This is a genomic window from Mobiluncus mulieris ATCC 35243, assembly GCF_000160615.1.
GTDB classification, from domain to species: Bacteria; Actinomycetota; Actinomycetes; order Actinomycetales; family Actinomycetaceae; genus Mobiluncus; species Mobiluncus mulieris.
Genome location: NZ_GG668518.1, coordinates 316497 through 340087, shown reverse-complemented (window position 1 = coordinate 340087; position 23591 = coordinate 316497). Strand labels below are relative to the sequence as shown.

At 55.8% G+C, this 23591-nt stretch carries 18 protein-coding genes and 1 pseudogene; 11 read left to right on the top strand and 8 right to left on the bottom strand.

The genetic code is table 11. The features are described 5' to 3' along the window. Positions 1 to 58 precede the first annotated feature (58 nt). The 5 genes from HMPREF0577_RS01355 to HMPREF0577_RS01335 all read left to right on the top strand — a co-directional run bounded on the left by HMPREF0577_RS01355 (position 59) and on the right by HMPREF0577_RS01335 (position 5168). Entirely contained in the window at positions 59 to 853 is a 795-nt protein-coding gene (locus HMPREF0577_RS01355; RefSeq protein WP_004011865.1) for a DUF4418 family protein, read from the top strand. Beyond that, complete coding sequence (locus HMPREF0577_RS01350) at positions 853 to 2073, top strand: ABC transporter permease (protein ID WP_004011864.1); 1221 nt, start codon at positions 853 to 855, stop codon at positions 2071 to 2073. Before HMPREF0577_RS01355 ends, HMPREF0577_RS01350 begins: the two co-directional genes overlap by 1 nt. Position 2074: 1 nt before the next feature. Continuing rightward, entirely contained in the window at positions 2075 to 2764 is a 690-nt protein-coding gene (locus HMPREF0577_RS01345) for an ABC transporter ATP-binding protein (protein ID WP_004011863.1), read from the top strand. A 127-nt stretch (positions 2765 to 2891) separates the two neighbouring features. Next, positions 2892 to 4472, top strand: a complete 1581-nt coding sequence (locus HMPREF0577_RS01340) for an Eco57I restriction-modification methylase domain-containing protein (protein ID WP_004011862.1) — start codon at positions 2892 to 2894, stop codon at positions 4470 to 4472. Positions 4473 to 4475: 3 nt separating this feature from the next. After that, entirely contained in the window at positions 4476 to 5168 is a 693-nt protein-coding gene (locus tag HMPREF0577_RS01335) for a PaeR7I family type II restriction endonuclease (RefSeq protein ID WP_004011861.1), read from the top strand. Between the two features lie 18 nt (positions 5169 to 5186). Here the strand turns inward: HMPREF0577_RS01335 and HMPREF0577_RS01330 are convergent, their stop codons facing one another. The 4 genes from HMPREF0577_RS01330 to HMPREF0577_RS01315 are packed head-to-tail and all read right to left on the bottom strand — an operon-like array spanning position 5187 to position 9917. Next, a complete protein-coding gene (locus HMPREF0577_RS01330) occupies positions 5187 to 5846 on the bottom strand; it encodes a LutC/YkgG family protein (protein ID WP_004011860.1) in 660 nt (219 codons plus the stop codon). After that, complete coding sequence (locus HMPREF0577_RS01325) at positions 5827 to 7425, bottom strand: lactate utilization protein B (RefSeq protein ID WP_004011859.1); 1599 nt, start codon at positions 7423 to 7425, stop codon at positions 5827 to 5829. Before HMPREF0577_RS01325 ends, HMPREF0577_RS01330 begins: the two co-directional genes overlap by 20 nt. Continuing rightward, positions 7422 to 8213, bottom strand: coding sequence for a (Fe-S)-binding protein (locus tag HMPREF0577_RS01320; RefSeq protein WP_004011858.1), 792 nt, complete (start codon positions 8211 to 8213; stop codon positions 7422 to 7424). The genes HMPREF0577_RS01325 and HMPREF0577_RS01320 overlap by 4 nt, the downstream gene beginning before the upstream one ends. Positions 8214 to 8267: 54 nt before the next feature. Continuing rightward, positions 8268 to 9917, bottom strand: coding sequence for an L-lactate permease (locus tag HMPREF0577_RS01315; RefSeq protein WP_004011857.1), 1650 nt, complete (start codon positions 9915 to 9917; stop codon positions 8268 to 8270). Between the two features lie 240 nt (positions 9918 to 10157). Between HMPREF0577_RS01315 and HMPREF0577_RS01310 the strand changes: the two genes are divergently transcribed. From HMPREF0577_RS01310 to HMPREF0577_RS01295, 3 genes are all read left to right on the top strand, one after another. Further along, complete coding sequence (locus tag HMPREF0577_RS01310) at positions 10158 to 10430, top strand: ACT domain-containing protein (RefSeq protein WP_004011855.1); 273 nt, start codon at positions 10158 to 10160, stop codon at positions 10428 to 10430. 113 nt (positions 10431 to 10543) lie between these two features. Beyond that, the gene (locus HMPREF0577_RS01305; RefSeq protein WP_004011854.1) at positions 10544 to 11908 is read left to right on the top strand and encodes a PFL family protein; all 1365 of its coding nucleotides are present in this window, start codon (positions 10544 to 10546) and stop codon (positions 11906 to 11908) included. Positions 11909 to 12365: 457 nt separating this feature from the next. Then, a complete protein-coding gene (locus HMPREF0577_RS01295; protein ID WP_004011852.1) occupies positions 12366 to 13655 on the top strand; it encodes an ATP-binding protein in 1290 nt (429 codons plus the stop codon). 31 nt (positions 13656 to 13686) lie between these two features. On the opposite strand, the gene HMPREF0577_RS01290 is transcribed toward HMPREF0577_RS01295, so the two are convergent. Next, positions 13687 to 15552: an ATP-binding protein gene (locus HMPREF0577_RS01290; RefSeq protein WP_004011851.1), complete on the bottom strand. Its 1866-nt coding sequence runs from the start codon at positions 15550 to 15552 to the stop codon at positions 13687 to 13689. Positions 15553 to 16227: 675 nt separating this feature from the next. Between HMPREF0577_RS01290 and HMPREF0577_RS11635 the strand changes: the two are divergent. After that, a pseudogene (locus HMPREF0577_RS11635) lies at positions 16228 to 17829 on the top strand (cell wall-binding repeat-containing protein); the annotation flags it as partial. A gap of 19 nt (positions 17830 to 17848) precedes the next feature. Then, positions 17849 to 18574 carry a leucine-rich repeat domain-containing protein gene (locus tag HMPREF0577_RS11630; protein WP_004011846.1) on the top strand — a complete coding sequence of 242 codons (726 nt, stop codon included), beginning with the start codon at positions 17849 to 17851 and terminating at the stop codon, positions 18572 to 18574. A 280-nt stretch (positions 18575 to 18854) separates the two neighbouring features. On the opposite strand, the gene HMPREF0577_RS11960 is transcribed toward HMPREF0577_RS11630, so the two are convergent. Beyond that, the gene (locus tag HMPREF0577_RS11960) at positions 18855 to 18989 is read right to left on the bottom strand and encodes a hypothetical protein (protein ID WP_255312878.1); all 135 of its coding nucleotides are present in this window, start codon (positions 18987 to 18989) and stop codon (positions 18855 to 18857) included. A gap of 1073 nt (positions 18990 to 20062) precedes the next feature. Between HMPREF0577_RS11960 and HMPREF0577_RS01260 the strand changes: the two genes are divergently transcribed. Next, the gene (locus HMPREF0577_RS01260; protein ID WP_004011840.1) at positions 20063 to 21685 is read left to right on the top strand and encodes an alanine/glycine:cation symporter family protein; all 1623 of its coding nucleotides are present in this window, start codon (positions 20063 to 20065) and stop codon (positions 21683 to 21685) included. 47 nt (positions 21686 to 21732) lie between these two features. Here HMPREF0577_RS01260 and HMPREF0577_RS01255 read toward each other — a convergent pair whose 3' ends face one another. Together HMPREF0577_RS01255 and HMPREF0577_RS01250 are read right to left on the bottom strand one after the other, a co-directional pair. Continuing rightward, a complete protein-coding gene (locus HMPREF0577_RS01255) occupies positions 21733 to 23019 on the bottom strand; it encodes a type II toxin-antitoxin system HipA family toxin (RefSeq protein WP_004011839.1) in 1287 nt (428 codons plus the stop codon). After that, on the bottom strand, positions 23012 to 23266 hold the full coding sequence (locus tag HMPREF0577_RS01250) for a helix-turn-helix domain-containing protein (RefSeq protein WP_004007824.1): 255 nt from the start codon (positions 23264 to 23266) through the stop codon (positions 23012 to 23014). Before HMPREF0577_RS01250 ends, HMPREF0577_RS01255 begins: the two co-directional genes overlap by 8 nt. Positions 23267 to 23591 lie beyond the last annotated feature (325 nt).

Sequence of the window (23591 nt, the reverse complement as noted above, 5' to 3'; positions counted from 1 at the left end):
AGGTTACCGAAGTCCGAACCCAACCCGGGTTCCTAGGTAAAACCACAAGGACTGAGTTATGAAAACTAAATTGGCGTTCAGCCTGCCCATCATCATTTTAGGCATCCTCATTGCGATTGCCCCGATGTCTTTCACTCCCGTCTGCGGACCGATGGATATGCCGATGCACGGCGACTCTTCGACCATGAAAATGGGTAAAGACGACTCCATGAAGGACATGGACCACGACAAGATGAACATGGACTCCGACAAGAAGGACATGGATCACGACAAGATGAACATGGACTCCGACAAGAAGGACATGGACTCCGACAAGAAGGACATGGATCACGACAAGATGAACATGGACTCCGACAAGAAGGACATGGACCACGACAAGATGAACATGGACCACGACAAGATGAACATGGACTCCGACAAGAAGGACATGGATCACGACAAAATGGACATGAAAGACACGGACAAGGGCGAAACCCAGGCGCTGCAAATTGCCGCCCCCACCACCGTAAAGGCTCACGGTGGGCACAAATGGATGAAGTGCCATTGGACCGCACAAGCCTCGCTGGGCATCGGCATCGTGATTGCCCTGCTGGGAGTACTGATTTTCTTTGGCGACCCCCGGATGCGCATCGGCTTGAACCTGGCAGTAGTCCTGAACTCTGCCCTGGAGCTAGCGATTGTACACTTCCTGATTGGGATGTGTGGCAACCCCGAAATGCACTGCAACACCTTGACCAAACCGACGCTGTCACTGCTTTCCGTGCTGACCCTGATTTTGGGCGCAGTATTCGCCTACCTCGATTTCCGCCGCCCGGTAGCCGTATCCGCTGCTACAGAAGATAAACTAGCCTAATGAGTAAAGTTGGACAGGTTCGCTTCGGCCGCTTGGCCGAAGCGAACCTGCGTCGAAAATCATTTTGGACCGGAGTACTGATTACCATCGTGGGCGTGCTCACGGTAGCTTTCTTTTCCACCAGTTTCCTGTCCATCAGTCTGCATCAAGGGTTGGAAAACCTGAAACTGCGCATGGGCGCCGATTTAATGGTCGTCCCTAAAGGAGCCAACGAAGCTGCGGAAGGCGCCATCCTGGGTGCCGGGCCGCAAACCTTCTATTTTGACCGCTCTATCGAAGATAAAATTCGTCACGCTAAAGGCGTCAAACAGGTTACTTCCCAGACCTTCATTTCCTCGCTGAGCGCCCCGTGCTGTGCCTACAAGGTACAGATAATCGGCTTCGACCCCAAGACCGACTTCGTTATCGAACCCTGGATAGCCACCCAATACGACGGGAAGCTCAAAACCGGAGACGTAATCACTGGCAGCAGCGTGTTCCCCGAGGCAAACGGGAAAATCAAGCTGTTCAACAACGAATTCCCCGTGGTGGCGCAACTGGCGGAAACCGGCACGAACCTGGACAACTCGGTGTTCGTCAACCAGGAAACTGCCCATATGATGATTCGCTACGCCCAAGAAGTCAACCACCCCGTCAAACCCAGCGGGAACATTGACGACATTATTTCCACCGTGCTGATTAACGTAGACACCCACTACCGTCCCCAGCGGGTGATGGAATTCATCAACCGTATCCCGCAACTCAAAGACGTGGGTGTAATCTATCCGGCAGACTCAACCTCGCGCCTGAAAATGTCCCTGTCCGGAGTGACCCTCTATGTCTCGGTATCTATGGCCGTGCTATGGGTGATTGGCCTGGTAATCCTGGTGGCAGTATTCTCGTCTTCCGCCAATGAGCGCAAGAAAGAATTCGCTTCGCTGCGGGTAATCGGTGCCACCAAGGCAATGCTGCGACACCTGGTCGCCAAAGAGGCTCTGATGGTGGGAACAGCCGGGGGCATCGGCGGTATTGTCGTCGCCCTGGCGGTGCTCTATCCCTTTACCAGGGCAATTCGAAACCAGCTGGGCATGCCCTATCTGCAAGCCTCGCCGCTGCAGTCGTTGATAATCGGCGTGGTGTGTTTGGTGGGTGCATTAGTCGTCAGCCTACTCGCGGGCACTTTGTCGGTAACCAAGATGCTGCGCACCGAAACGTATTTGACGCTAAGGCAAGGTGAGTAACATGAGTGAACTGGTAATCGAAGCGAAACAACTCACCCGCGAGTTTATCCGACGCGAAAAACCATTCAACGCCGTGGAGAATGTCAATTTAGAGATAGCACCTCATGACCTCGTAGCGATAGTGGGAAGATCTGGCAACGGGAAAACCACCCTGTTGAACCTGCTGACCGGGCTGCTGAAACCCACCAGCGGCGAAGTGCGGGTGGCGGGGCAAAACCTGGCGGAACTGGGCGACCGGCAACTCTCGGAGCTGCGCAACCGCACCATGGGAATCTGTACCCAGAGTCAAAGCCTGCTGGCCAGCCTCAACGCGCTGGATAACGCGATTTTGCCGGCCACCTTGTATTCCAAGGCCAGCAGCGAAACGGCATTTACCCGCGCCCTGGAACTATTCGAGGCGCTCGAGATTAAGCATCTGACCGAGGCCTACCCCAACGAGCTTTCCGGCGGCGAGATGCGCCGCGTCGCGATTGCCCGTGCGCTGGTGAATCACCCGCAAGTGTTTATTGCGGACGAACCCACCGGCGATCTGGACGCTCAAAGCACCGAACTGGTGATGCGCCTGCTGGCCGGTCTGCCCGAGGCGGGCACCGCCGTCGTCTTCGCGACCCACGACCCGCAAGCCCTCGAGACTGCCCGCACCGTCTACGAAATCAACGCCGGGGTACTGTCTGAAGTTCCACCAAACTAAGCAGCACAATTTACGCCTACGCCCTTGCACCTCGAACATATGTTCGATAGAATGTTACTGTCCACAGCTACCTAAGGCTGTGATGATATAAACGTATCTAGGTAGGTTCAGCAAAAGGAAGCAAATCGTGTCGAACACCACAGGCGAAGTTTTTACTCGACGTTGGGTAGTGGAATTTATGCTGGATTTAGCCGGGTATGTCGGGGATGTCTCCCGGCTTCGCGTGATTGAGCCCAGTATTGGTGCTGGCGCTTTCGCGATGCCAATTGTGGAGCGTATTGCCAAATTGCATCCCGACTGGAATACACTGCACGGAGCGCTGCGGGGCTATGACATTAATCCAGACCACGTGGATACTTGCAAGGCAGCGGCGCGTACGGTGTTGGATGCCGCCGGGTGTCCTATTTCGGATACCCTGGTTAACTCATGGTTCCAGGTCAAGGATTTCCTGCTGACAGGTGATTTAACCGCCAGTAATTCCGCCCAAGCAGATTTAGTGATTGGTAATCCCCCGTACATCCGCATGGAGAACCTCAACTCGAGCCTGCTTCACTCCTACCGTAATGTTTGTTCCACCATGAAGGGTCGCGCCGACATTTTTGTAGGTTTTTTTGAACGTGGTCTAGACGCGCTGCGACCAGGAGGAAGGCTGATTTACATTTGTGCCGATCGGTGGATGCGAAACAGCTACGGAAAGGATTTGCGTGCCAAGATTGCTGCCGATTTCAGTGTTGATGACGTTTTGGTGATGCACGAAGCGGATGCGTTTGAGGAAAAAGTCAGCGCCTATCCCGCCATCGTAAACATTCGCAAGGGCTGCCAAGGGAAGGTGAATGTTGCCACGGCCAACCCTAGTTTCGCTTCTGCTGGAGCTAGACGGTTTTTAGAGTGGCAGAGAACATCAGCAGAGGCATACCAAGATGACGATTTTTCGGGTGCCAGAATGGAGCATTGGCATTCAACGAGTGCAGTTTGGCCCGACGGTAGCCCCGCAGTTTTACAGTGGCTATCAAAGCTCGAAAACATGCCTGTTATCGAGGAAAATGCTGTGCATATCGGCATCGGAATTGCCACAGGAGCCGACCAGATATACATTCAGAAACATGCCGATGTAGAGGACGACCGCTTGGTACCAATGGTCACGCCGAGGGCGATTAAAGGGGCGAAGTTTTCTTGGACGGGGGAGCATTTAGTTAGCCCTTGGCAGGGACGTAACCTGGTTGACCTGGAAAGATACCCAAAGCTAAAGCACTACTATAGCTCTAACTATCAGCGGTTAAGTGCGCGTAACGTGGCGAAACGGTCAAATTACTGGTGGCGCACAATTGATTCTTTCAATCCGGCCTTAATGGAACGCGACCTGATTGTGATGCAGGATATGAAACTTCATGCTCATCCAGTTCGTGTCCCCACTGGATTCTATCCGCATCACGGCTTGACTTGGTTTGCTAGTGACGTGTGGGATTTAGGGGTTCTGGGCGGTCTGCTCCTGTCAGAGCCGATAGAAAAACAGGTAGCGGCGCATTGTGTGAGGATGAGAGGTGGCACCCTGCGTTTTCAGCCTACCGTGATGAGGACGGTGCGGCTTCCGCTTCTTTCCACCATTCCAGCAGATATTGCCTCGGAGCTAAGCCAGGCATTTGCTACCCACGACCGTGCCCGGGCTGATGCTGCCGCCTGGCAACTGTATCCCCAAATGGAGTCTTGAAACATGAATAACGAGGATCAACAGCGTATCATTACAGCCGTAGATTTCTGGGTTAAAACTAAGTTGGAGCAGCAACAGCTCTCGGCGCTAGGCGGCAGGGCGCAGGGCGGAACTAGAGCGTCCGTAACAGGAGGAAAACACCTGGCTGGGGTAAACCAACTGATTCTTGAAGAATTAGAACGCCTAGGGATTACAGGACTGAAACATTACACGAATCGACAAGCCACCGTACCGGGGTATTACCGTGCTTCCAAATCCTGGGATTTGCTCGTGTTACGCGACGATGAGCCTGCTCTGGCGCTGGAGTACAAATCAATGACCGGTTCAGAAGGTAAGAACCTAAATAACCGGATAGATGAGGTTATCGGCGCAGCCCAAGATTTGCACAGAGCCCAGCAAACTGGCCTGCTTCCCAAAGAATTGAAACGTGGATATATTTTCCTCATGGAAGTAACACCCGCAGTGTTAAACCCAGTTGGCACTTCCACAAAGGTCGGTACTCTCGACCCGATTTTCGAAAGTACCTGTTATCTAGAACGCATGGCAATCATGTGTGAAAGGCTGCGAAATGACGGACTCTACGGTATGGCCTGGGCACTGGGTGTGGTGCGCAATCCCATAGGGATTGTTGAGCCACGCCCCAGCGTGAACTGGGACAGGTTTAAGGCCGACTTGCGCCAAGCCTTCACGACCTGAGTTTATTCACTGAAAGTATCAAGCATCGACCACAATCACGTGGAGAATGCGCGGGCCATGCACCCCCTCCACCCGGCTCAACTCGATATCTGAAGTGGCCGAAGGACCAGCCACGAAGGTAATCGGCTGGCGGTCTTTAATCGAGGCCTGAAGCCGAGCAATCGCCTCGGGGGTGTTAGACACGACCTGGTCGGCACGCACCACACAGATATGCGCATCCGGCACCAAGGTCAAAGCCCGCCGCCCTTGGTCAGGACGGTGATCCATCGCGAAAGTCCCGGTATTCGCCACCCCCACTGCGGCCGCCGTCACCACCGCGTCAATCTCGTTTAACTCCCGCGCCGTCAGGTTATCGTCGTCACGCACGTCAAAGTCGCCCGCCTCAATCGCCGCCCGCCACGAAGAATCCAAACCGGCCGGCAATATCACCGACTTCGCCCCGATATCGCGCAAATGCCGGACAATAGTAGCCGGCAAATCCGCAACCGCGACCCGCTCTACCTCCGCCTTGTAATCCGCAACCAGCTGCAAGAAATAATCCACAATATCGCCGGGAATCTCGCTGGGCTGGCCATACTGCCAAGTAATAGGCGATTCTTCCGGATTCTCGTCCGTCACGTCGACTAGCGCCTCATGAAGCCGCGAAAAAATTTCCTCTTTAGCCGAGATACTCATCATTGTTTCCTTGCTGCTCGCGCTTCCACATAGTCCGGGCACTCTGTGTCGGCGGCAACGGCACATCCCGCGCCCGCAACCACCGATACATCCCCGGAATCGGCCATTTCCCAATCTTTCGGGTAAAGGGACGCAACAGCGCCCCGGCTATCTCGGCCAGGTGCCCCGCCAAAGCCAAGCGCCAACCGCGACCCATCACCCAGCCGCCGCCCTTCATCAAAAGCGGCTCGATATGCGTAGCGTGCCCCGGTTCGCTGCGCTTCACCTCCACCACTTTGCGACGCAAATCCACCAAAATATCGGTGAAAGGAATCCGCACCGGACAGACCTCTACACACGCCCCGCACAGGGTCGACGCGAAAGGCAAGGAACGATCCACCGTCGAACACACCCCACGCAACTGGGGGTTCAAAATCGCGCCAATCGGACCGGGATACACCGAACCATAGGCGTGCCCGCCCACCTTTTCGTAAACCGGGCAGATGTTCAAACACGCCGAACAGCGGATACACCGCAAGGCCGCACGCCCCAACTTGTCACGCAACACCTTGGTGCGCCCATTATCCAACAGGACAATGTGGACATCCTTCGGGCCGTCCCCCTCGCGCTTCCCCGTCCACACCGTACCATAAGGCGCCATCCGCTCCCCCGTCGAAGAACGCGGCAAAAGCTGCAAGAACACCTCTAAGTCCTGGAAAGTCGGCAAGATTTTCTCTATCCCCACCAGGGAAATCAAGGTTTCGGGCAGGGTCAAGTTCATCCGCCCATTACCTTCGGATTCCACCACCATCAGGGAACCGGTTTCCGCAATCGCAAAATTCGCCCCGGAAATCCCCACTTTGGTACGCATGAACTTTTCACGCAAATGGATTCTGGCCGCACCAGCCAACTCGACAGGATTATCCGTCACATCCGGGGGGCACGGCGTGCCGTATTGCCCCATTTCGCGCAAGAAAATCTCGCGCACTTCGCTGCGGTTACGGTGAATCGCGGGCACCAGCACGTGGCTGGGACGGTCGTGTCCCAATTGCACAATCAGCTCCGCCAAGTCGGTTTCCCACGCGGCAATGCGTTCCCGTTCCAAGGCTTCGTTGAGGTCGGTTTCCTGGGTGACCATGGATTTCACCTTGGTGACCTCGGATTCGCCCGTCTGTTTCACCAGGTCAATCACAATTCGGTTGGCTTCCTCGGCGTCGCGCGCCCAATGTAGCGTCGCTCCCGCCGCCGTGGCGTTGCGTTCGAACTGTTCCAGGTAATACGGCAGGTGACGCGCCACTCGGTTCTTAATTTCCTCGCCCGCCCGCCGGATTTCCTCCCAGTTGTCCAACTCGCCGGTGACGCGAATCCGCTTGTTACGAATCGTGTGCGTGGCGTGGTGCAGGTTCTTACGTTGCGTTTCGTTTTTGAGTTCGCGGATAGCGGCCTTCGGGAAGGCCGGAGAGTCAATCAGCGCTCCTTCCGGCGGTGCTGGGGTCAAGCGCACCAACGTGGTGCCGGGTTCATGAGGTGCCATGCCCGCATCCCCCGCTTTCCCCGACAAGCCCGCCGCTCTAGATGAATCAGCAATGAGCACGCTACTCATGAAGCCCTCCTTAAATCCCGGCGGGAACCACGCGACCGATGTACCAACAAATCCACCAGGTGAATCGGAGTGACCGGCATTTTCTCGCGCCTCATGAGACCCCCAAAATTCATCAAACAGGTATTATCCAAGCTGGTGACGTAATCCGCGCCGGTGTCAAGAATATGATTGGCCTTGTCCCGCGCCATCGCAATGGAAATATCCGAATTCTTCAAACTGAAGGTTCCCCCAAAACCGCAACACTGGCGCATATCCTCGACCTCGACATAGTCGATACCCTCTACCGCGCGCAACAGGTCAATCGGAGCCGAACCCACCTTTGCGACCCGCAGCGAGTGACACGAGGCGTGATAGGTGACTTTGTGCGGAAAATATGCCCCCACATCCGTGGTGCCCAACACGTTCACGATGAACTCTGAGATATCAAAGACCCGGGAACGAATCTGGCGGGCACGCTCGGCCAGGCGCATATCGCCCGCATCCACGGCCAGCATCTCGTGCTGTTCCCGTACCGCCCCGATACACGAACCGGAAGGACCGACAATATAGTCGTAGTCCTCGAAAGCCGCCAGGAAAGCCTTAACTGAAGGCAGTGCTTCTGGGAAATACCCCGTGTTGGTAAACATTTGCCCACAACAAGTCTGTTTCTTGGGTAACACCACGCGACAGCCCAGTCGTTTCAACAGTTTCGCGGTGTTATTCACGGTTTTGGGGAACATGATATCGGACACACAGGTCGCGAAAATCGCCACCGTCTTTGGTGCCGTCTCCCCCACGATGTTAGTCATTATTTGTCCTCTCTCTTGTTGTTTATCACAAGTCACTAATCCTCTCGGCCGCCCCTATCCCAGACTTGGAATCATCCACCCCAAAACCGGCAAAGCCTGCAGCCCCGCCAACAAGCACAACACCACCAGCAGCCCCACGGCCCACGGCAGGGATTTACGCAGCAACACGGATTCTTCGCCAACCATATCCACCCCGCCAGTCGCAATCGCCAGGGTTTGCGGGCTGATCATCTTGCCAACCGCCCCGCCCACCGTGTTGGTGGCCACCATCAAGGCCGGATTGACCCCAATCTGGGAGCCGGCCGTGTATTGCAGATTCGAGAACAAGGCGGTGGTAGAGGTACCCGATCCGGTTACCGCCGTGCCCAGCCACCCCAAAACCGGCGACAGGAAAGGGAACACAATCCCCGCGCCCGCAATCCAGTTACCAATTGTCTCGGTCTGTCCCGACAGGTTCATCACATAGGCCAAGGCCAACACCGAGGCAATCGTCAAAAACGTCCAGCGCAGCTTATAAACCTGGGTGGCGAACACTTTCCCAATCGCCACGGGACTCATACGGAAAGACAGTCCAATCACAATCGCCGTCAGGAACAGCAAGGTGCCCGGGGAACTGAGCCACTGGAAGTTGTACACCGTAGAGGGCACCGTCCTGCCCAGAGAGTTGAACACCATATTGCGATAGTTGTCCTGCCACAAGAACGGCCACAGCACCTTGATGTCCGTGCTGGCCAGCGCGGTTTTAATGGGCGCCACCAGCTGGGTGATGATGAAAACCACGACAATCAACGCATAGGGATAAAGTGCCGCGAGGGTTTTCGCCCCGCTTACTTTTTCGGGTTCACGAGGTGCTTCTTTGCCGGTCAGGCGCACCGCCGCCGCCGAGGACCCATCCGGTTTCCAGATTCTGACCACCAACACGCCGACCGCAAGGCTGACCAAGGCCGCCACCATATTCACCAATCCAGGTGAAAACACGGCAGCCGCCCCCATCACGGCGGCGGAATACCCCAGACCCACCGCCAAGGCCAGCGGCCACACTTCCTTAAGCCCCTTAAACCCGTCCATGATAACCAACAGCACCAGCGGCACCACCCAAGCCATCAGCCCGGTTTGCCGACTGACAATGAACGACAGCTGCTCGGCCGGCATATTCGTCAGGTTTGCCCCGGTCAACAGCGGGGTCGCCATCGCCCCGTAAGGCACCGCGAAAGTGTTGCCCACCAGCACGGTCAGCGCGGCCTTCCACGGTTTGAAGCCCACCGCCACCAGCATCACGCCGCAAATCGCCACGGGTGCCCCGAAACCCGCCAGGGACTCCAACAGGGCACAAAACCCAAAGGCGATGAACACCCCCAGGACACGCGGGTCGGGCGAAATCACGTTAAACGCCTTCATCAAATCGTCGTGGTGCCCCGAGGCCACGGTCAGCTCAAACAGGAAAATCGCGCACAGCACAATCCACGTAATCGGGAACAACCCGAAGGTGCCTCCTTCCAGAGCCGCCATCAAGGCCATCGGCGTGGGCATTTGGAACACGAAAACCGCGACCCCCAGTGAGGCCAAAACTCCAATCAGCCCCGCCCAGTGCGCCTTCATCCGCAGCACGCCCAGCAGGAAAAACACCACCACTAACGGCAACAGGGCTACCAGGGCTGAGAGCCACAGGCTGCCCAGCGGGATTAGGCTCGGTTGGTGTTCCATGTTTTGCTACCACCTTCTCTTCATTGTAGAAATGTTTGCGCCCGACAAAACGCCAATTGGTTTGCCTAAACTGGATTCAGTTTACTATACGGTAAGAATCCAAAGGCAGCGGTTTCACCTGGGTTTTCGTGGGGGTTCATGAGGCGCCACCCACGATGTTTACGTAAGCATAATATGACGTATTTCTAGCTTCGGAGGCTCCCGACACGGGGTATCCCGCTGACAGTGCATAATTGTCACATGAAAAAAGCAATTATGACCGTCACCGGTCTGGATCACACCGGAATCATCGCGGCGGTATCCCAAACCCTGGCCAGCCAACGGGTGAACATCGTAAACGTCTCGCAAACCCTGATGGACGAGTACTTCACGATGATTATGCTCCTGGAATTCGACCCGGAAGTGGTGTCGTTGCGGGCCTTGCAAGACGCCATGAAATCTGTGGAGACAGCCGAAAGGCTGGAAATCCGGGTACAAGCCGAAGCCATTTTCAACACTATGCACAGTTTGTGAACCGGTTTTCACCCCCTGAATTTTTGCCAGTCCCGCGTGCGAGCTGAGCCGACGTGCCGGATGGCACCTCATGAACCCGCCGCACCCACCACCCACCAAACCGAAAGAAACCGATGAGTATTGACACCGAACACCAGATTCTTGAAACCATCCAGATGATTGCCGAGGACAATCTGGATGTGCGCACCGTCACTATGGGGCTGTCCCTGCTGGACTGCGCGGACTCCGACGTGGCGCGAGCGTGTGCGCGTATCGAGGAAAGGATTGTGGGGGCGGCCGCGCGGCTGGTGGCGGTGGCTGACGAAGTCGCCGCCGAATTCGGGGTGCCGGTCATCAACAAACGGATCTCTGTGACCCCGATTTCCCTGGTCGCGGCCGCCTGTCGAACCGACAACCCCCTGCCGTTTGCCCAGGCGCTGAACCGAGCCGGCCAGGCAGTCGGGGTTGACTTTGTGGGCGGGTATTCCGCGCTGGTCGAAGCCGGAGCGACCCGCAGCGACCAGGCGTTGATTGATTCCATCCCCGAGGCTCTGGCCAGCACGGATATTGTGTGTTCTTCGGTGAATATCGGGTCGACCCGCGCGGGAATCAACATGAGCGCGGTGGCGCGCATGGGCGAAATTGTGCGGGCGGCGGCCGAGGCGACCGCTGCGGCCGACGGCCTGGGGGCAGCCAAGCTGGTGGTTTTCGCCAATGCCGTGGGTGATAACCCGTTTATGGCCGGAGCCTTTCACGGGGTCAGCCAGCCCGACACGGTAGTGTCCGTCGGGATTTCCGGACCCGGCGTGGTGGAACGCGCCCTGCGCGAGGTGCGCGGCGCGACATTCGAGCAATGCGCGGAGGCAATCAAACGGTCAGCTTTCAAGATTACCCGCATGGGGCAGCTAGTGGGGCGCACGGTGGCCGAACGCCTGGGCGTGCCGTTTGGGATAGTCGATTTGTCACTGGCGCCCACCGCAGAAATAGGAGACTCCGTAGCCGCCATCCTAGAAGAACTGGGAGTGGAATCCGTGGGGGCACCTGGCACCACCGCTGCGTTGTCATTGTTGAATGACGCGGTCAAGAAGGGCGGGCTGATGGCGTGTTCCCTGGTCGGGGGCTTGTCCGGGTCGTTTATTCCGGTTTCGGAGGATATTAATATGATTCACGGGGTGCAGCGCGGGTCGATTAGTTTACCAAAGCTAGAGGCCATGACGGCGATTTGTTCCGTCGGCCTGGACATGATTGCGATTCCCGGCGACACCCCGGCCGCCTCGATTGCCGGTCTGATTGCCGACGAGGCCGCCATCGGGATTTCAGCGGGCAAGACCACTGCCGTGCGGGTCATCCCGGTACCCGGCAAGGGTGTGGGTGAATCCGCCAACTTCGGAGGACTGCTGGGATGGGCGCCGATTTTGGCAGTGTCACCGTTTTCCTCCGAAGCTTTCGCGGCTCGCGGCGGGCGCATCCCCGCCCCGGTGCATTCGTTTAGGAACTAGGGTGGCAGAAATACCGGGAAAAATGGGGGTGAGGCTCAAATATATCGAGCCTCCACCACAAATAACCCCGAATTTCTGCCACCAAGGAAACCGTTGACATTACGGCTTTGCTATCTCCGCGCGGATGCGCTGGGCGATAGCCGCTAGCCGGCGCAATGATAGCAACCACCCGGTTTTGTTCATCCAACAACACCAAGTCGACCTCGTATTCACGATTATTGCTGGTTTCACGCCAATAACCCCGCGCGGCACAGCTCCTGAAACCACCGCAAATCGACCCCGCGTTTTTGTGGTTTCTTCCGTACGCTTTTTGGATTTTGGTTGTTCAAAAGTTCGGATAATTGCAGTTACAAAACTTGGATAATTGCAGTTGGAAAGTTCGGATTTTGGTTGTTCAAATCCTCGGATTTTGGTATTCTGGAACCGACAAATGCCCTAAAATCAAAGGAAGCACCTCATGAAAACCGTCACCCCCGAAGGGTACCTGCCGCGCATAGTTGATTCCGAAATCGAGGAATGTCTGCGCCTCTACGGCGCGGTCGAAATCACGGGCGCGAAGTGGTGCGGGAAGACCTGGACGGCACGCCGTCACGCGCAAAGCATCGCCTATCTTGACGAACCGGGCAGTCTAGACATTGCCTTGAATGCTCCCCAGATTCTGCTCGACGGCGCAAATCCGCGCGTTATCGACGAATGGCAACTTGCACCCCAGATTTGGGATACGGTGCGTCACGCGGTGGACGATGCCGGGCAACGGCGGGGTTTGTGGATTCTCACGGGTTCTTCCGCCCCCGACTACAGCACGATTCGTCACTCCGGGGCGGGACGAATCGGACGGGTGCGTATGTCACCGATGTCACTGTTTGAGTCGGGGGATTCATTAGGTGCCATTTCGCTTAGTGGACTTTTTGCCGGGAATTTCACCCCCTGTCGCAGCGAGGTTTCCCCAGCCGACCTGGCTGCTTGCTGTGTTCGGGGTGGTTGGCCGGGTAATATCGGGAATAACCCGCGCGAGGCGCTGCGAGTGGCACGAAACTACCTGAAGGCCGTGACCACCATTAATGTGCCAGCTCAGGGACGCAGCGGCGCTGTTGCCTCGCGACTGTTGCGGGCTTTGGCGCGCAATGTTGGCCAGTCAGCCACGTATAAAACCCTAGTCAACGACATGTACGGCCCAGAAGATACCCCCGAAAAGCCCACCCCCCGCACGGTCAGTGAATACGTGGACATGTTGGATTCTTTCTATCTAATCGAACAGATTCCCGGCTGGGCACCGCCCGCACGCTCCCCGAAACGCTTTCAAATCAAGGAAAAACGGTATTTTACGGATCCGTCCCTGGCGGTGGCGTTGCTGAGGATGAACCCAGAATCTTTGTTACGGGATTTCCAGACTTTCGGCCTGGTTTTCGAAAACCTTTGTGTGCGTGACCTGTTGGTTTACGCCCGCGCTTTACCGGACATTGCCGACGAGCCGCTGCGTTACTACCGGGACGACACCGGACTAGAGGTTGATGTCATTATCGAGCAAGCCGACGGCTCCTGGGCAGGAATCGAGATAAAACTCGGGCAAAACAAGCTAGACCAAGCCGCTGCTAACCTGTTGCGACTAAAGCAAAAACTCGCCGATAATCCCTTGACACAGACTCGCGAGCCCGCCTTCCTGGCGATCATCGTAGGACTGGGAGAATATGCCTACCAACGTCCCGATGGGGTCTATGTCATCCCCAGCAACGCCCTCGCCCCCTAAATGGCACCTCATGAACAGTGCGTGGCAACCCTTAGTCCGGCTTTGTTATCTCCGCGCGGATGTGCTGGGCAATATCCGCCGCTATCCGGCGGAATTCCGCTGATTGCGGGGAAAACCACCCGTCCGCGACGGGCACATCACGGAAACGGTAGCGCTCCACCAGCTCGCGCGCGGGACTGGGGGGCACGCTATCACCCAGAGGCTGGATTATCAGCGGCAAAATACCCTGGTGTCCGCCGGTTTCAAGGCGGGACGCAAACGCAGTCAGCTCCGAGCGGCACACCTCCGATTTCAGGTAGCCGGGCGTCACCGCCGCTATCAGAAACGCCTGAGCACCCGCCGCACGCCGGACGCTTTGGTTCCAGTTTTCTTTCCACGAGGTGCCATCCCGATCCGTCAACACCTCCAGGTGTTCACCGGTTTGGAATCGATAGGCGCGGGCAACCTCGAGCCCCAAGGCAGTAATCGCCCCCCGCAGATACGCATCGTCTTCCGGCAAGCAACTCATGAACACCACCACGTCAACCGAACCAACCGGACTACTGACGCTCGCCACCGGGGCTGACTCCCTGCCGTCTTTACCGTCAAAGGAACCCCCCCGGCGGGCGATGGGATACTCGCCCAGCGCCTGGTAGGGAATCGCCCACAGCTTATCCCCGTAAGGCCGGGAGTGCGCCGTGGTGCAAACCACGAAACCACGATGGAAAACCCAGCCCTGTTTCACGCAAGACTCGCGCAGGCGCTTTATACCAATAAAATCACGCGGGGAAGGCTCCGAGGAACGCTTGACCTCGATAGCAACCACCCGGTTTTGTTCATCCAACAACACCAAGTCGACCTCGTATTCACGATTATTGCTGGTTTCACGCCAATAACCCAAGCGACAGGGGCGACGCGCCCACCCATTCTCGGCACGCACCTGGTTCACAACCCAAGTCTCGAAAGCCTGACCCATCAAAGAAATATCGTGGCTAATATCGTGACCCGCGCGAGCCACCGACTCACACACATTAGACGTATCCACCGCATGAACCTTTTGCTGACGGCGATTCAACCCCGTCACCGAGCCACGCAAATTCGGCAGAAAATGAATCAAAAAACGCCTCGAAAGCACCTCTAGGTAACGTGAGACCGTGCGCTGGTCAATCCCCAACTCGCCAGCCAAACGCAGCCTGTTCAACAGGCCACCCGGGGCACGCAACAAGGCATCGAGCAGCATCCGGGCAATCCCCGAGTCAAACACTTGTCCAGGCAGCACATCACGCCCCAACGCCAAGTCAACCTCGGCGGCCACCACATGATTAATATCACGCAAATCGATGGGCACATCCCTGCCGGGCAAACACAGATTAGGCATTCCACCCCGACGCAGCCTCCCCAGCAAAGAGTCCATCCCCTCACTGTCCACCGTGATGCCATCCCAATGCTCGTTAAACAAGGCATCCACCAGCGAGTAATCCTCTACCACCCCACGCCCGGAAAGCTCCGAGGCACTGAAAGGCAACAGTTCCAACCGATTGGCGCGTCCCGTCAACCAGTCCGGCGATCCGGCACGCTCCCGCCCAACCGTGGCGGAACCAGTCAAAATAAACCGCCGCTTGCTATCCAGCCGATCCACCAGGTCTTTTACATACTGGGTCACGTATTCTAGCTGTTGCGCCTCGTCAATAACACAACGCTGCGGCAGCGACTCCAACCACCCCACCGGATTGCGGCGCGCCGCAGCCAAGTTCCCGCCAGAGGGCAGCAAGGAATAGAAAGCATAACCGGGCGAGTCACGTTCCAAACGCCTGGTCAAAGTGGTTTTACCCACCGCCCGGCGCCCCTCCAAAATCGTCACCGGAAATACCTGGCTGGCGTTCAAACAACGCGCCAACCCCCGCCGCACATATGCCATATATCGATTATATCAGGAGAGGCAATATTTTTATTACACTGGATGCAGTATTTTATATAATGGCTGTTGTTGTGCGGTTTGCTGGGCGGCGGCGTGGCAGAAATCAGTGAGTATTTCGGTTTTGCGGGAAAAATTCCGTCAAAATCCCGATTTTTTTTACTCATTTCTGCCAGGATGTCTCGGGCTCGCCGGGGGTCATGAGGTGCCATCTGGGATGGCGGACGATGTGCCGGGGCTGCGGGTCAGGCAGGTCGTGGGGTTTGCGGGCTAAGTCTCCATGAGGCTTGCCTGTGGAGTCCCAGGCATGGAATTCGGGGTGAGGCGGGGATTGTTGTGGTCAATATCCCTGACGAAATCCTGGGGTGGACTATGGTTTTTGCGGTGGAACCCGGGGCTAGGGTCTAGTTTAGTCGGGGGATTTTTGGGGTGTTTATACTGGTGGCGGGGTTTTTGGGAAAGCTTTACTTTTATTTTGTAGACAGGACTGTTTTTGGAGGGTATCGTGGCGTTTTAGGGATTTTATGTTTCAGTAGATTCCTCGTGTTTCGGTGTTTTTTTATCACAGGAAGGAAATTTCGATTATGAATACCCCCCCGCAGTTTTGGCCGTAAGGCGTTAGCTTCTGTCGCGGCTGGCGCACTGACTGTCACTCTAACCTCGGCTTTATCCCCAGTCGTGTTGGCTGCCACACAGGTAAACCGCGTGGCTGGCTCTGACCGTATTGATACGGCCTTGAAGATTTGGGACTCCCAAACTACTTGGAGCAACACCGTGATTTTGGCGCGTGCGGATGCGTATCCCGATGCTTTGGGTGCCGCGCCGCTGGCAAAACTGTTGAAAGCCCCCGTCATCCTCACCCAACCCGGCAGCCTCCCCGCGAGCGTGAAAGCGAAGTTATCCGCGAAGCAGACTAAGAAGGTTATTATTCTGGGCGGCACTGGAGCCGTGTCTTCCGCCGTAGAGACAGAGATTACCGGTTTGGGTATCACCACAGAACGCATCGCCGGGGTAAACCGCTACCAGACATCCTTGAAGATTGCCCAGCAGACTATCGCCTTGTCCGGCGGGAAGGCGCTGCCCTTGTTGGTGGCTACGGGTAGAAACTTCCCTGACGCGTTGGCTGCGGGGGCAGCCGCCGCCCATACCGGGGCGGGTTTCCTCTTGGCAGACACTCCCCTATCCCCCGAAACTTTGACTTTAATACAAGCCGCGCCCTCCGTGACCGCGATTGGCGGACCAGCGGAGCGGACTTTGAGTCAGGCTGGGGTGCAGCACGCGAGTATTGCGGGTAAGGACAGGTTTGATACCGCTGCCCAGATTGCCGCTAAATTCTTCCCCGCCCCTAAAGGTGCCTATATTGCTACCGGCGTGGACTTCCCCGACGCTTTGGCGGCCTCGGCAGCAGCGGGCTTGAACGGCACGCCGATACTCTTGACCCAACCCCAGGCTCTACCCTCGACAACCAAAGCCTGGCTCGACGCTAACAAGTCACTCACCGCCACCACTATTATCGGCGGCACCGGGGCGGTATCCCCCGAGGCCGTGAAACAAATCAGCGGCGAGACCACCCCAACCCCAGACAAAAACAAAGACAAGAAAGACAAAGACAAGCCCTCCACCAGTAGCAGCGGCTCTAGCGGCGGATACAGCGGATTCAGCGGCGGCAGCAGCTCCTCCGGCAGCGGCGGCAGCTCGGGTGGCGGTTCCACCCCGGCGCCAAAACCAACCGAAACCACTACCCCCACACCCACCCCCAGCACTAGCCCCACACCCAGCCCGAGCAGTTCTCCAGCTCCTGGCAATACAGAGGAGCCAGTAACTGTTCCCACCAACTCCGGGCTACGAAAATGTTTGTACAGCGAGAAAAAAACAGAGGCCGGGGAATGGTGGTTGTCTTTTGATGATTTGAACAACAAATTCGATACAGTTGAAGCTATATCCTGTAGGGGAATTATTGAAAATATCGATGGCGTAAAAGTTTTCGTAAACGCTCACGACTTGTCATTTCTTGACGCTTCGATAAAAAGTCTTCCCAAAGAAATCGGCCAACTCCAAAACCTCCAAGCCCTCAACCTGGGAGAAAACCAGTTGACCAGCCTCCCCAAAGAAATCGGCCAACTCCAAAACCTCCACACCCTCAACCTGGGGGGCAACCAGTTGACCAGCATTCCCACAGAAATCCTCCAACTCCAAAACCTCCAAGCCCTCAACCTGGGAGAAAACCAGTTGACCAGTTTTCCCAAAGAAATCCTCCAACTCCAAAACCTCCAACACCTCTACCTGGGGGGGCAACCAGTTGACCAGCATTCCCAAAGAAATCAGCCAACTCCAAAACCTCCAAACCCTCTACCTGTGGAAAAACCAGTTGACCAGTTTTCCCAAAGAAATCAGCCAACTCCAAAACCTCCAACACCTCTACCTGGGGGAAAACCAGTTGACCAGCATTCCCAAAGAAATCAGACAACTCCAAAACCTCCAAACCCTCAACCTGTGGAGAAACCAGTTGACCAGTTTTCCCACAGAAATCCTCCAACTCCAAAACCTCCAACACCTCGTCCTTAGGGACAACAAGTTGACCAGCATTCCCAAAGAAATCGGCCAACTCCAAAACCTCACATCCCTCGACCTGGCGGGCAACAAGTTGACCAGCATCCCCAAAGAAATCAGACAACTCCAAAACCTCCAAACCCTCAACCTGTGGAGAAACCAGTTGACCAGTTTTCCCACAGAAATCCTCCAACTCCAAAACCTCCAACACCTCAGCCTGGGGGACAACAAGTTGACCAGCATTCCCACAGAAATCAGCCAACTCAAAAACCTCCAATACCTCTACCTGGAGGACAACAAGTTGACCAGCATTCCCAAAGAAATCAGCCAACTCCAAAACCTCCAATACCTCAACCTGCAGGACAACAAGTTGAAAGCTGAGTTATGGAATCTGCCTAAGGGATGCCATGTGAATGGTGCCATAAACTGCAACGCAGATGGTGCGCAGTGCAAATCACCAAAACCGAGTAACTAGGGCTTGGCTGGCGAAAATAACTGAATAGGAATGGTTTTGGTCTGGGTGCGGGGTACCCAGACCAAAACCTTTTCCCGCGCAAACGGCCCGTATTCACTTGACCGCACGCCCCGAACCCCGTTTTCAGGCCGGGTATCAAGGCAATATAGCCCGGCATCCCGGATGGCACCTCATGAACCCGGAACGAAACCCACCACGGTATAAGGGGCGGCAAAACCGCAGAACATCAACAACCTCGGTCAGTGCGGCTCTAGTGAAGGACTCAGCATAAGCGTGCGCATTATATGGAAACAGCGACACGGTGACGTTTTTTGTTGTACTCATCGAGCATTCGCAAGGTGACATCAGAGTCATCGCTGGGGTTTTGCGTGGCAAAGTCGCGAATCTCGCCCAAAAGCGCGGGGGTAAGAGTCACATCATGGTTGAAAACCTCGCGCATCAGCGAACAGACCAGAGAATCATCCCACTCGGCGTAGGTATAGTCATCCAGAACAAAAAAACCTCGACTCGGGAGCCTGATTTATGATGAAACATGGCAAACGCCCCCGAGAGACTCATCCCCCGCCGGGTCGTCAAATTTGGTTTCATCCCAGTCTTCCCACATGGTTTCATCCTACCTTATTTTTGTCGCTTTTGACTGACTTTGCACGGTTTCCCGTTCTTCCAGGCTCGTACTCCTGGCTCTTCCACCAGATACAAATGGATTTCTTTGCCAACACTGACGAAGTCACCAAAATCATATTCACTCTTGATATGCACCCCGAGATACGTTCCGTTGAACCTTAGGTTGGTTCCGTTGATTGCTGGATTGGTTTGTATCACATGATAAAAAGACCTCGCACACAGTTTCCACAGTCCAGTCGGCAGGAAACTCCGTGTGGAACTTCTTCCCACCGCCATTCTTCAAAGCATCTTGGATATGACCACCGCTGACACGTTTAGTTTTTGAATCTCTTTTCCCGTAGCAAATAAACCTTAAGATTTCCTCGGTGAGCACCGGCATAGGATAGCGCCCGTCGTGATTCCACGGCGGCAAACCCCACCACAGGCCGAAACCAAACCTGCCTTAAAGCATGGTTCAACCAATAACCCTAGATAAAACTAACGTACAAGCATTATACACTATTTACTATAGTCAAACAATATATACCATACTTAAAATGGGAACGGGATCTTAAAACTGCGATCATGAAGACCTTTACCCCGCGTAACAAATTCAGGAGATTTTGACGGTAGGGGGCGATTTTCGCACCTGGTGTACCCGGTTTTTCCTGGATTTTTCACCAGCATTCTGGGGAGGGTGGCAGAAATACCGGGAAAATGGGGGTGAGGCTCAAATATATCGAGCCTCCACCACAAATACCCCCGAATTTCTGCCACCAGCTCCGGTAACAGCTCCGGTAACGACCCGATTGGGCGCCGCGATTCTCTAAATCCGGGAAAGATAAATTAAACTGGGCAAAAACGTCTAAGGCTGGATAAAAACTTATGGAAACACTTACGAAAACAAACCAAGGCTTCGATTTTTGCCGAATCTGGGGAAACTTTGATTTCCTGGGGATTATCAAGGGAATCGACGCGGTTTTATGGGGGCCGTTCGTCCTGATTCCCCTGCTGCTGGGCTGCGGACTGTGGCTGACCGTGCGCCTGGGAGGGATTCAGTTCCGCAAACTGCTGCCAGCCTTGCACCTGGCTTTTGTCCGCCGGGACGAAGCAGACCCGCAAGATGGCGCCAGTACGGCAGTCAGCCCGGAATCCGGGCAGGCACCTCATGAAGCGGACGCCACCAAAACGCCGACGACCCGACCCGCGCCTCATGAACTCGACTACTCCCCCACCGCCACCGGGGAAATCCCCGCCCTCACCGCCACCAGCGGCATCCCCATCGTCAACACCATCGAAGGCGACATTTCGCACTACCAGGCCCTGACCACCGCGCTGGCCGCGACCGTAGGCGTGGGCAATATCGCCGGGGTGGCCACCGCAATCCACCTAGGCGGGCCGGGTGCCGTGTTCTGGATGTGGGTCACCGGGCTGGTCGGCATGGCCTCAAAGTATTCCGAGGCCTTCCTGGCGGTGCGTTTCCGCAAGAAAGACGCCAACGGCGAGATGAACGGCGGGCCGCAGCACTACCTGCAATACGTCACCAAAAACCGGCGGCTCGGCAAGATTTTGGCGCTGTCCTTCGCGATTTTCATGATTGTGGCCTCGCTGGGAACCGGGAACCTGACCCAGGCGAATTCGCTGGCCACTCAGTTGAATCACTCGTTTGGCATCCACCCGGTGTTGACCGGGTTGTTCCTGTCGGTACTGGCTGGGGTAGTTTTACTCGGCGGGGTGAAGTCAATCGGTCGCGTCACCGCCGCTTTCGTACCAATTATGATTATCATTTATGTCGGCGCATCCTTGATTGTGCTGGGATTGAACGCGGCCGCGATTCCCGGCGCGCTGGCTCTGATTGTACGCGACGCGTTTTCCGGCACCGCCGCAACCGGCGGCTTTGTAGGCAGCGCTTTCATAGTGACCCTGCAATACGGGGTGGCACGCGGGATTTTCTCAAACGAATCCGGGATGGGATCCGCCGCGATTGCCGCCGCCGCCGCCCGCACCCGCCAGCCCGTGCGCCAAGGCCTGGTATCCATGACCCAAACATTCATCGACACGATTATCGTGGTTTCCATGACCGCGCTGGTGATTGTGGTAACCGGAGCCTGGAAGTTGTCCGGACCCAACGGGCATGGTTTTGACGGCGCCCCCCTAACCGCCCAGGCCTTTACCATCGGATTCCCGGGTACCCAAGGACACTGGATAGTCGCCATTTCCCTGGTATTTTTCGCGTTTTCCACCGTGTTGGGCTGGGCGTATTACGGCGAGCGGTGCATCGAACGCCTGGCCGGGCTGAAAGCCGTGGCGGTCTATCGGATTGTGTTCGCGGTGGTTTTGTTCGTGGGATGCATTTCTTCCATCGAAGTCGCCTGGGTTTTGGCCGACATTTCCAATGCCCTGATGGCGATCCCGAACCTGATTGGGCTGGTACTGGCCTCCGGGCTGATTGCGCGAGAAACCCGGGATTACCTGCGCCGCGACCCGAAATTACGAGCCGCCGGGTAGCTGGGGTGGACGTGTCGATGTTAACACTGGACAGCGTGAGTGCCCGCCTAATTTTGGGCGCGAAAGGGTTTTTGCCTCGCTGTCGCGCGACTCACGCGAAACGCGTTAACTCGGCTCGCCAAATCGGCTACCGGTGTCCCCGCCGCGAACTGTCCGAATTCCTTTAGAGCCTCAGAAACCGCATCCGCTGCATTCTGATCTACATACGACACAATCCCTAACACTGTATCCGCATCCAGCCCGGCGTCAGACGCGAAATCCACCCACTGTGGCTCCCGGATAGCCACGAAACGATATTCTCCACCTATCTGCATCGACGAGGACAAACGCTCGCTCCTCTCGGGGTCAACCTTGTACAGGTACGAGGCCACATCATAAGCGGGAGCAAGCGAACACCCCTTTACAGTTTCGAGCATCGAAAAGTTTTTACCATGAGCATCAGTGCCCGCCACCGCAATGTTGAAAGCCAGCTGTTTTACAAACTCCAACATGTCTTGCACACTCGCATATTTACGTATGGTCCGGGCAATAGCAACAGCAGTTGGCCCCCCATTTTGCTCATATTTATATGCGGGCATACAGCGCAGAATCTGGCAAAAATCCTCCTGGTGAAACCGTTCTACCCCACCATCAGAAGTAACCGCACGGTCGTAGCGTTCGATAACACTAGCCCGCACCCCACCCACCAGCTCAATCGTCTCCACGCTAGCCTTGATACCAAGCCTACGCATCGCCGACAGACACACCGCCTCATTCACATCAGAATAGGCAAAATCACTGGAAATCTGAGGTTTAATAATATGCGTGGAAGGAAAACACCCCTGCGGCAGACACCACCGCCCATCAGGGGCACGATACAACGCGGTCTTGCGCTGCTGACCGGCAAGAGAAAACTTACCGGGGGCATCCTCATCCTGTCCCGCCGAGGCACCCCACACACCCTCCTCGCATGACACATTGCGCATTAAATCTTCTAGTTGGCGCCCGGATAGTGGCACAGCCCGGTCAGGCAGATTCTGTGCAAGCGGACGGCCTGGAGGTGTGAACTGGATAGCCCCAGGCGCGTCTTTACCCATAACCGCCAGCATTCCGAGAACACTCCCACCGGGGATACGATATTCCCTCTCCCAAATAGCCCTGGTCATATTGTTCTCAGGAAGCAAGCCTTCCAGAAATGGCCTAGCGTCATATTCCGGGTGTTGACGAGGCAAACCCAGGGAAATATCCTGCCCATCCCAGGATTCATCGTAGGTGAACGCTATAGTGCGGTCGGCATGAGATTTAAACCTGCCCACCCTATGCCCAAACAGGTATGCGTCTAGTTTTCTAAGCATCGCTATCCGCATCCTCGCTCGTGTAATAGGTAAGATCTTCCACCCCGAGCGCATCAAGTACTTTCAAAGCTGTATCTAAACGCACCGAGGGCGCCCCGGATTCTAGCCGCGTGATAGCTGGACGAGTCACCCCAGCCATATCCGCCAACCGCTGCTGGGTTAACCCGAAAGCCTGACGGTGAAATCTTACTAGCTGCGCGAATTTTGCCGTATCACTAGCAACCACTCGAGTAATAACCGACTTCATACCTTCATGATACGTTATCGATACACAAAGACGCAATAAACCACCCAGGAACCTCCGGTTTTACATCAACAGGTAGCAGGGATGGTTACAACCGCTACATTGAACGCATCGCCCCCAGTTTCTAACTCTCAGTTCATGAGGCGCTTGCCTGAAAACGTTTACTTGAAACGGGGACATCATCATGGAGACACTGCGGCTAGAAAAGCTCTACCCCGACTTGTTCGAGGGGCTGAGCTGACTCGTGCAACTTTTTTAGTTTTCCTGTTTTTAAGGTTTTCAACAGCTGTGCCGCGCTGCGTTCCGCCCAGAACCCCTCTCGCTAGGC

What these genes read in the sequence shown, in the direction of transcription:
- HMPREF0577_RS01295 (WP_004011852.1), top strand. Translation starts at nt 12,366, where the DNA reads ATGAAAACCGTCACCCCCGAAGGGTACCTGCCGCGCATAGTTGATTCC.
- HMPREF0577_RS01330 (WP_004011860.1), bottom strand. Translation starts at nt 5,846, where the DNA reads ATGATGAGTATCTCGGCTAAAGAGGAAATTTTTTCGCGGCTTCATGAG.
- HMPREF0577_RS01335 (WP_004011861.1), top strand. Translation starts at nt 4,476, where the DNA reads ATGAATAACGAGGATCAACAGCGTATCATTACAGCCGTAGATTTCTGG.
- HMPREF0577_RS01355 (WP_004011865.1), top strand. Translation starts at nt 59, where the DNA reads ATGAAAACTAAATTGGCGTTCAGCCTGCCCATCATCATTTTAGGCATC.
- HMPREF0577_RS01310 (WP_004011855.1), top strand. Translation starts at nt 10,158, where the DNA reads ATGAAAAAAGCAATTATGACCGTCACCGGTCTGGATCACACCGGAATC.
- HMPREF0577_RS01350 (WP_004011864.1), top strand. Translation starts at nt 853, where the DNA reads ATGAGTAAAGTTGGACAGGTTCGCTTCGGCCGCTTGGCCGAAGCGAAC.
- HMPREF0577_RS01305 (WP_004011854.1), top strand. Translation starts at nt 10,544, where the DNA reads ATGAGTATTGACACCGAACACCAGATTCTTGAAACCATCCAGATGATT.
- HMPREF0577_RS01260 (WP_004011840.1), top strand. Translation starts at nt 20,063, where the DNA reads ATGGAAACACTTACGAAAACAAACCAAGGCTTCGATTTTTGCCGAATC.
- HMPREF0577_RS01255 (WP_004011839.1), bottom strand. Translation starts at nt 23,019, where the DNA reads ATGCTTAGAAAACTAGACGCATACCTGTTTGGGCATAGGGTGGGCAGG.
- HMPREF0577_RS01320 (WP_004011858.1), bottom strand. Translation starts at nt 8,213, where the DNA reads ATGACTAACATCGTGGGGGAGACGGCACCAAAGACGGTGGCGATTTTC.
- HMPREF0577_RS01325 (WP_004011859.1), bottom strand. Translation starts at nt 7,425, where the DNA reads ATGAGTAGCGTGCTCATTGCTGATTCATCTAGAGCGGCGGGCTTGTCG.
- HMPREF0577_RS01250 (WP_004007824.1), bottom strand. Translation starts at nt 23,266, where the DNA reads ATGAAGTCGGTTATTACTCGAGTGGTTGCTAGTGATACGGCAAAATTC.
- HMPREF0577_RS01345 (WP_004011863.1), top strand. Translation starts at nt 2,075, where the DNA reads ATGAGTGAACTGGTAATCGAAGCGAAACAACTCACCCGCGAGTTTATC.
- HMPREF0577_RS01315 (WP_004011857.1), bottom strand. Translation starts at nt 9,917, where the DNA reads ATGGAACACCAACCGAGCCTAATCCCGCTGGGCAGCCTGTGGCTCTCA.
- HMPREF0577_RS01290 (WP_004011851.1), bottom strand. Translation starts at nt 15,552, where the DNA reads ATGGCATATGTGCGGCGGGGGTTGGCGCGTTGTTTGAACGCCAGCCAG.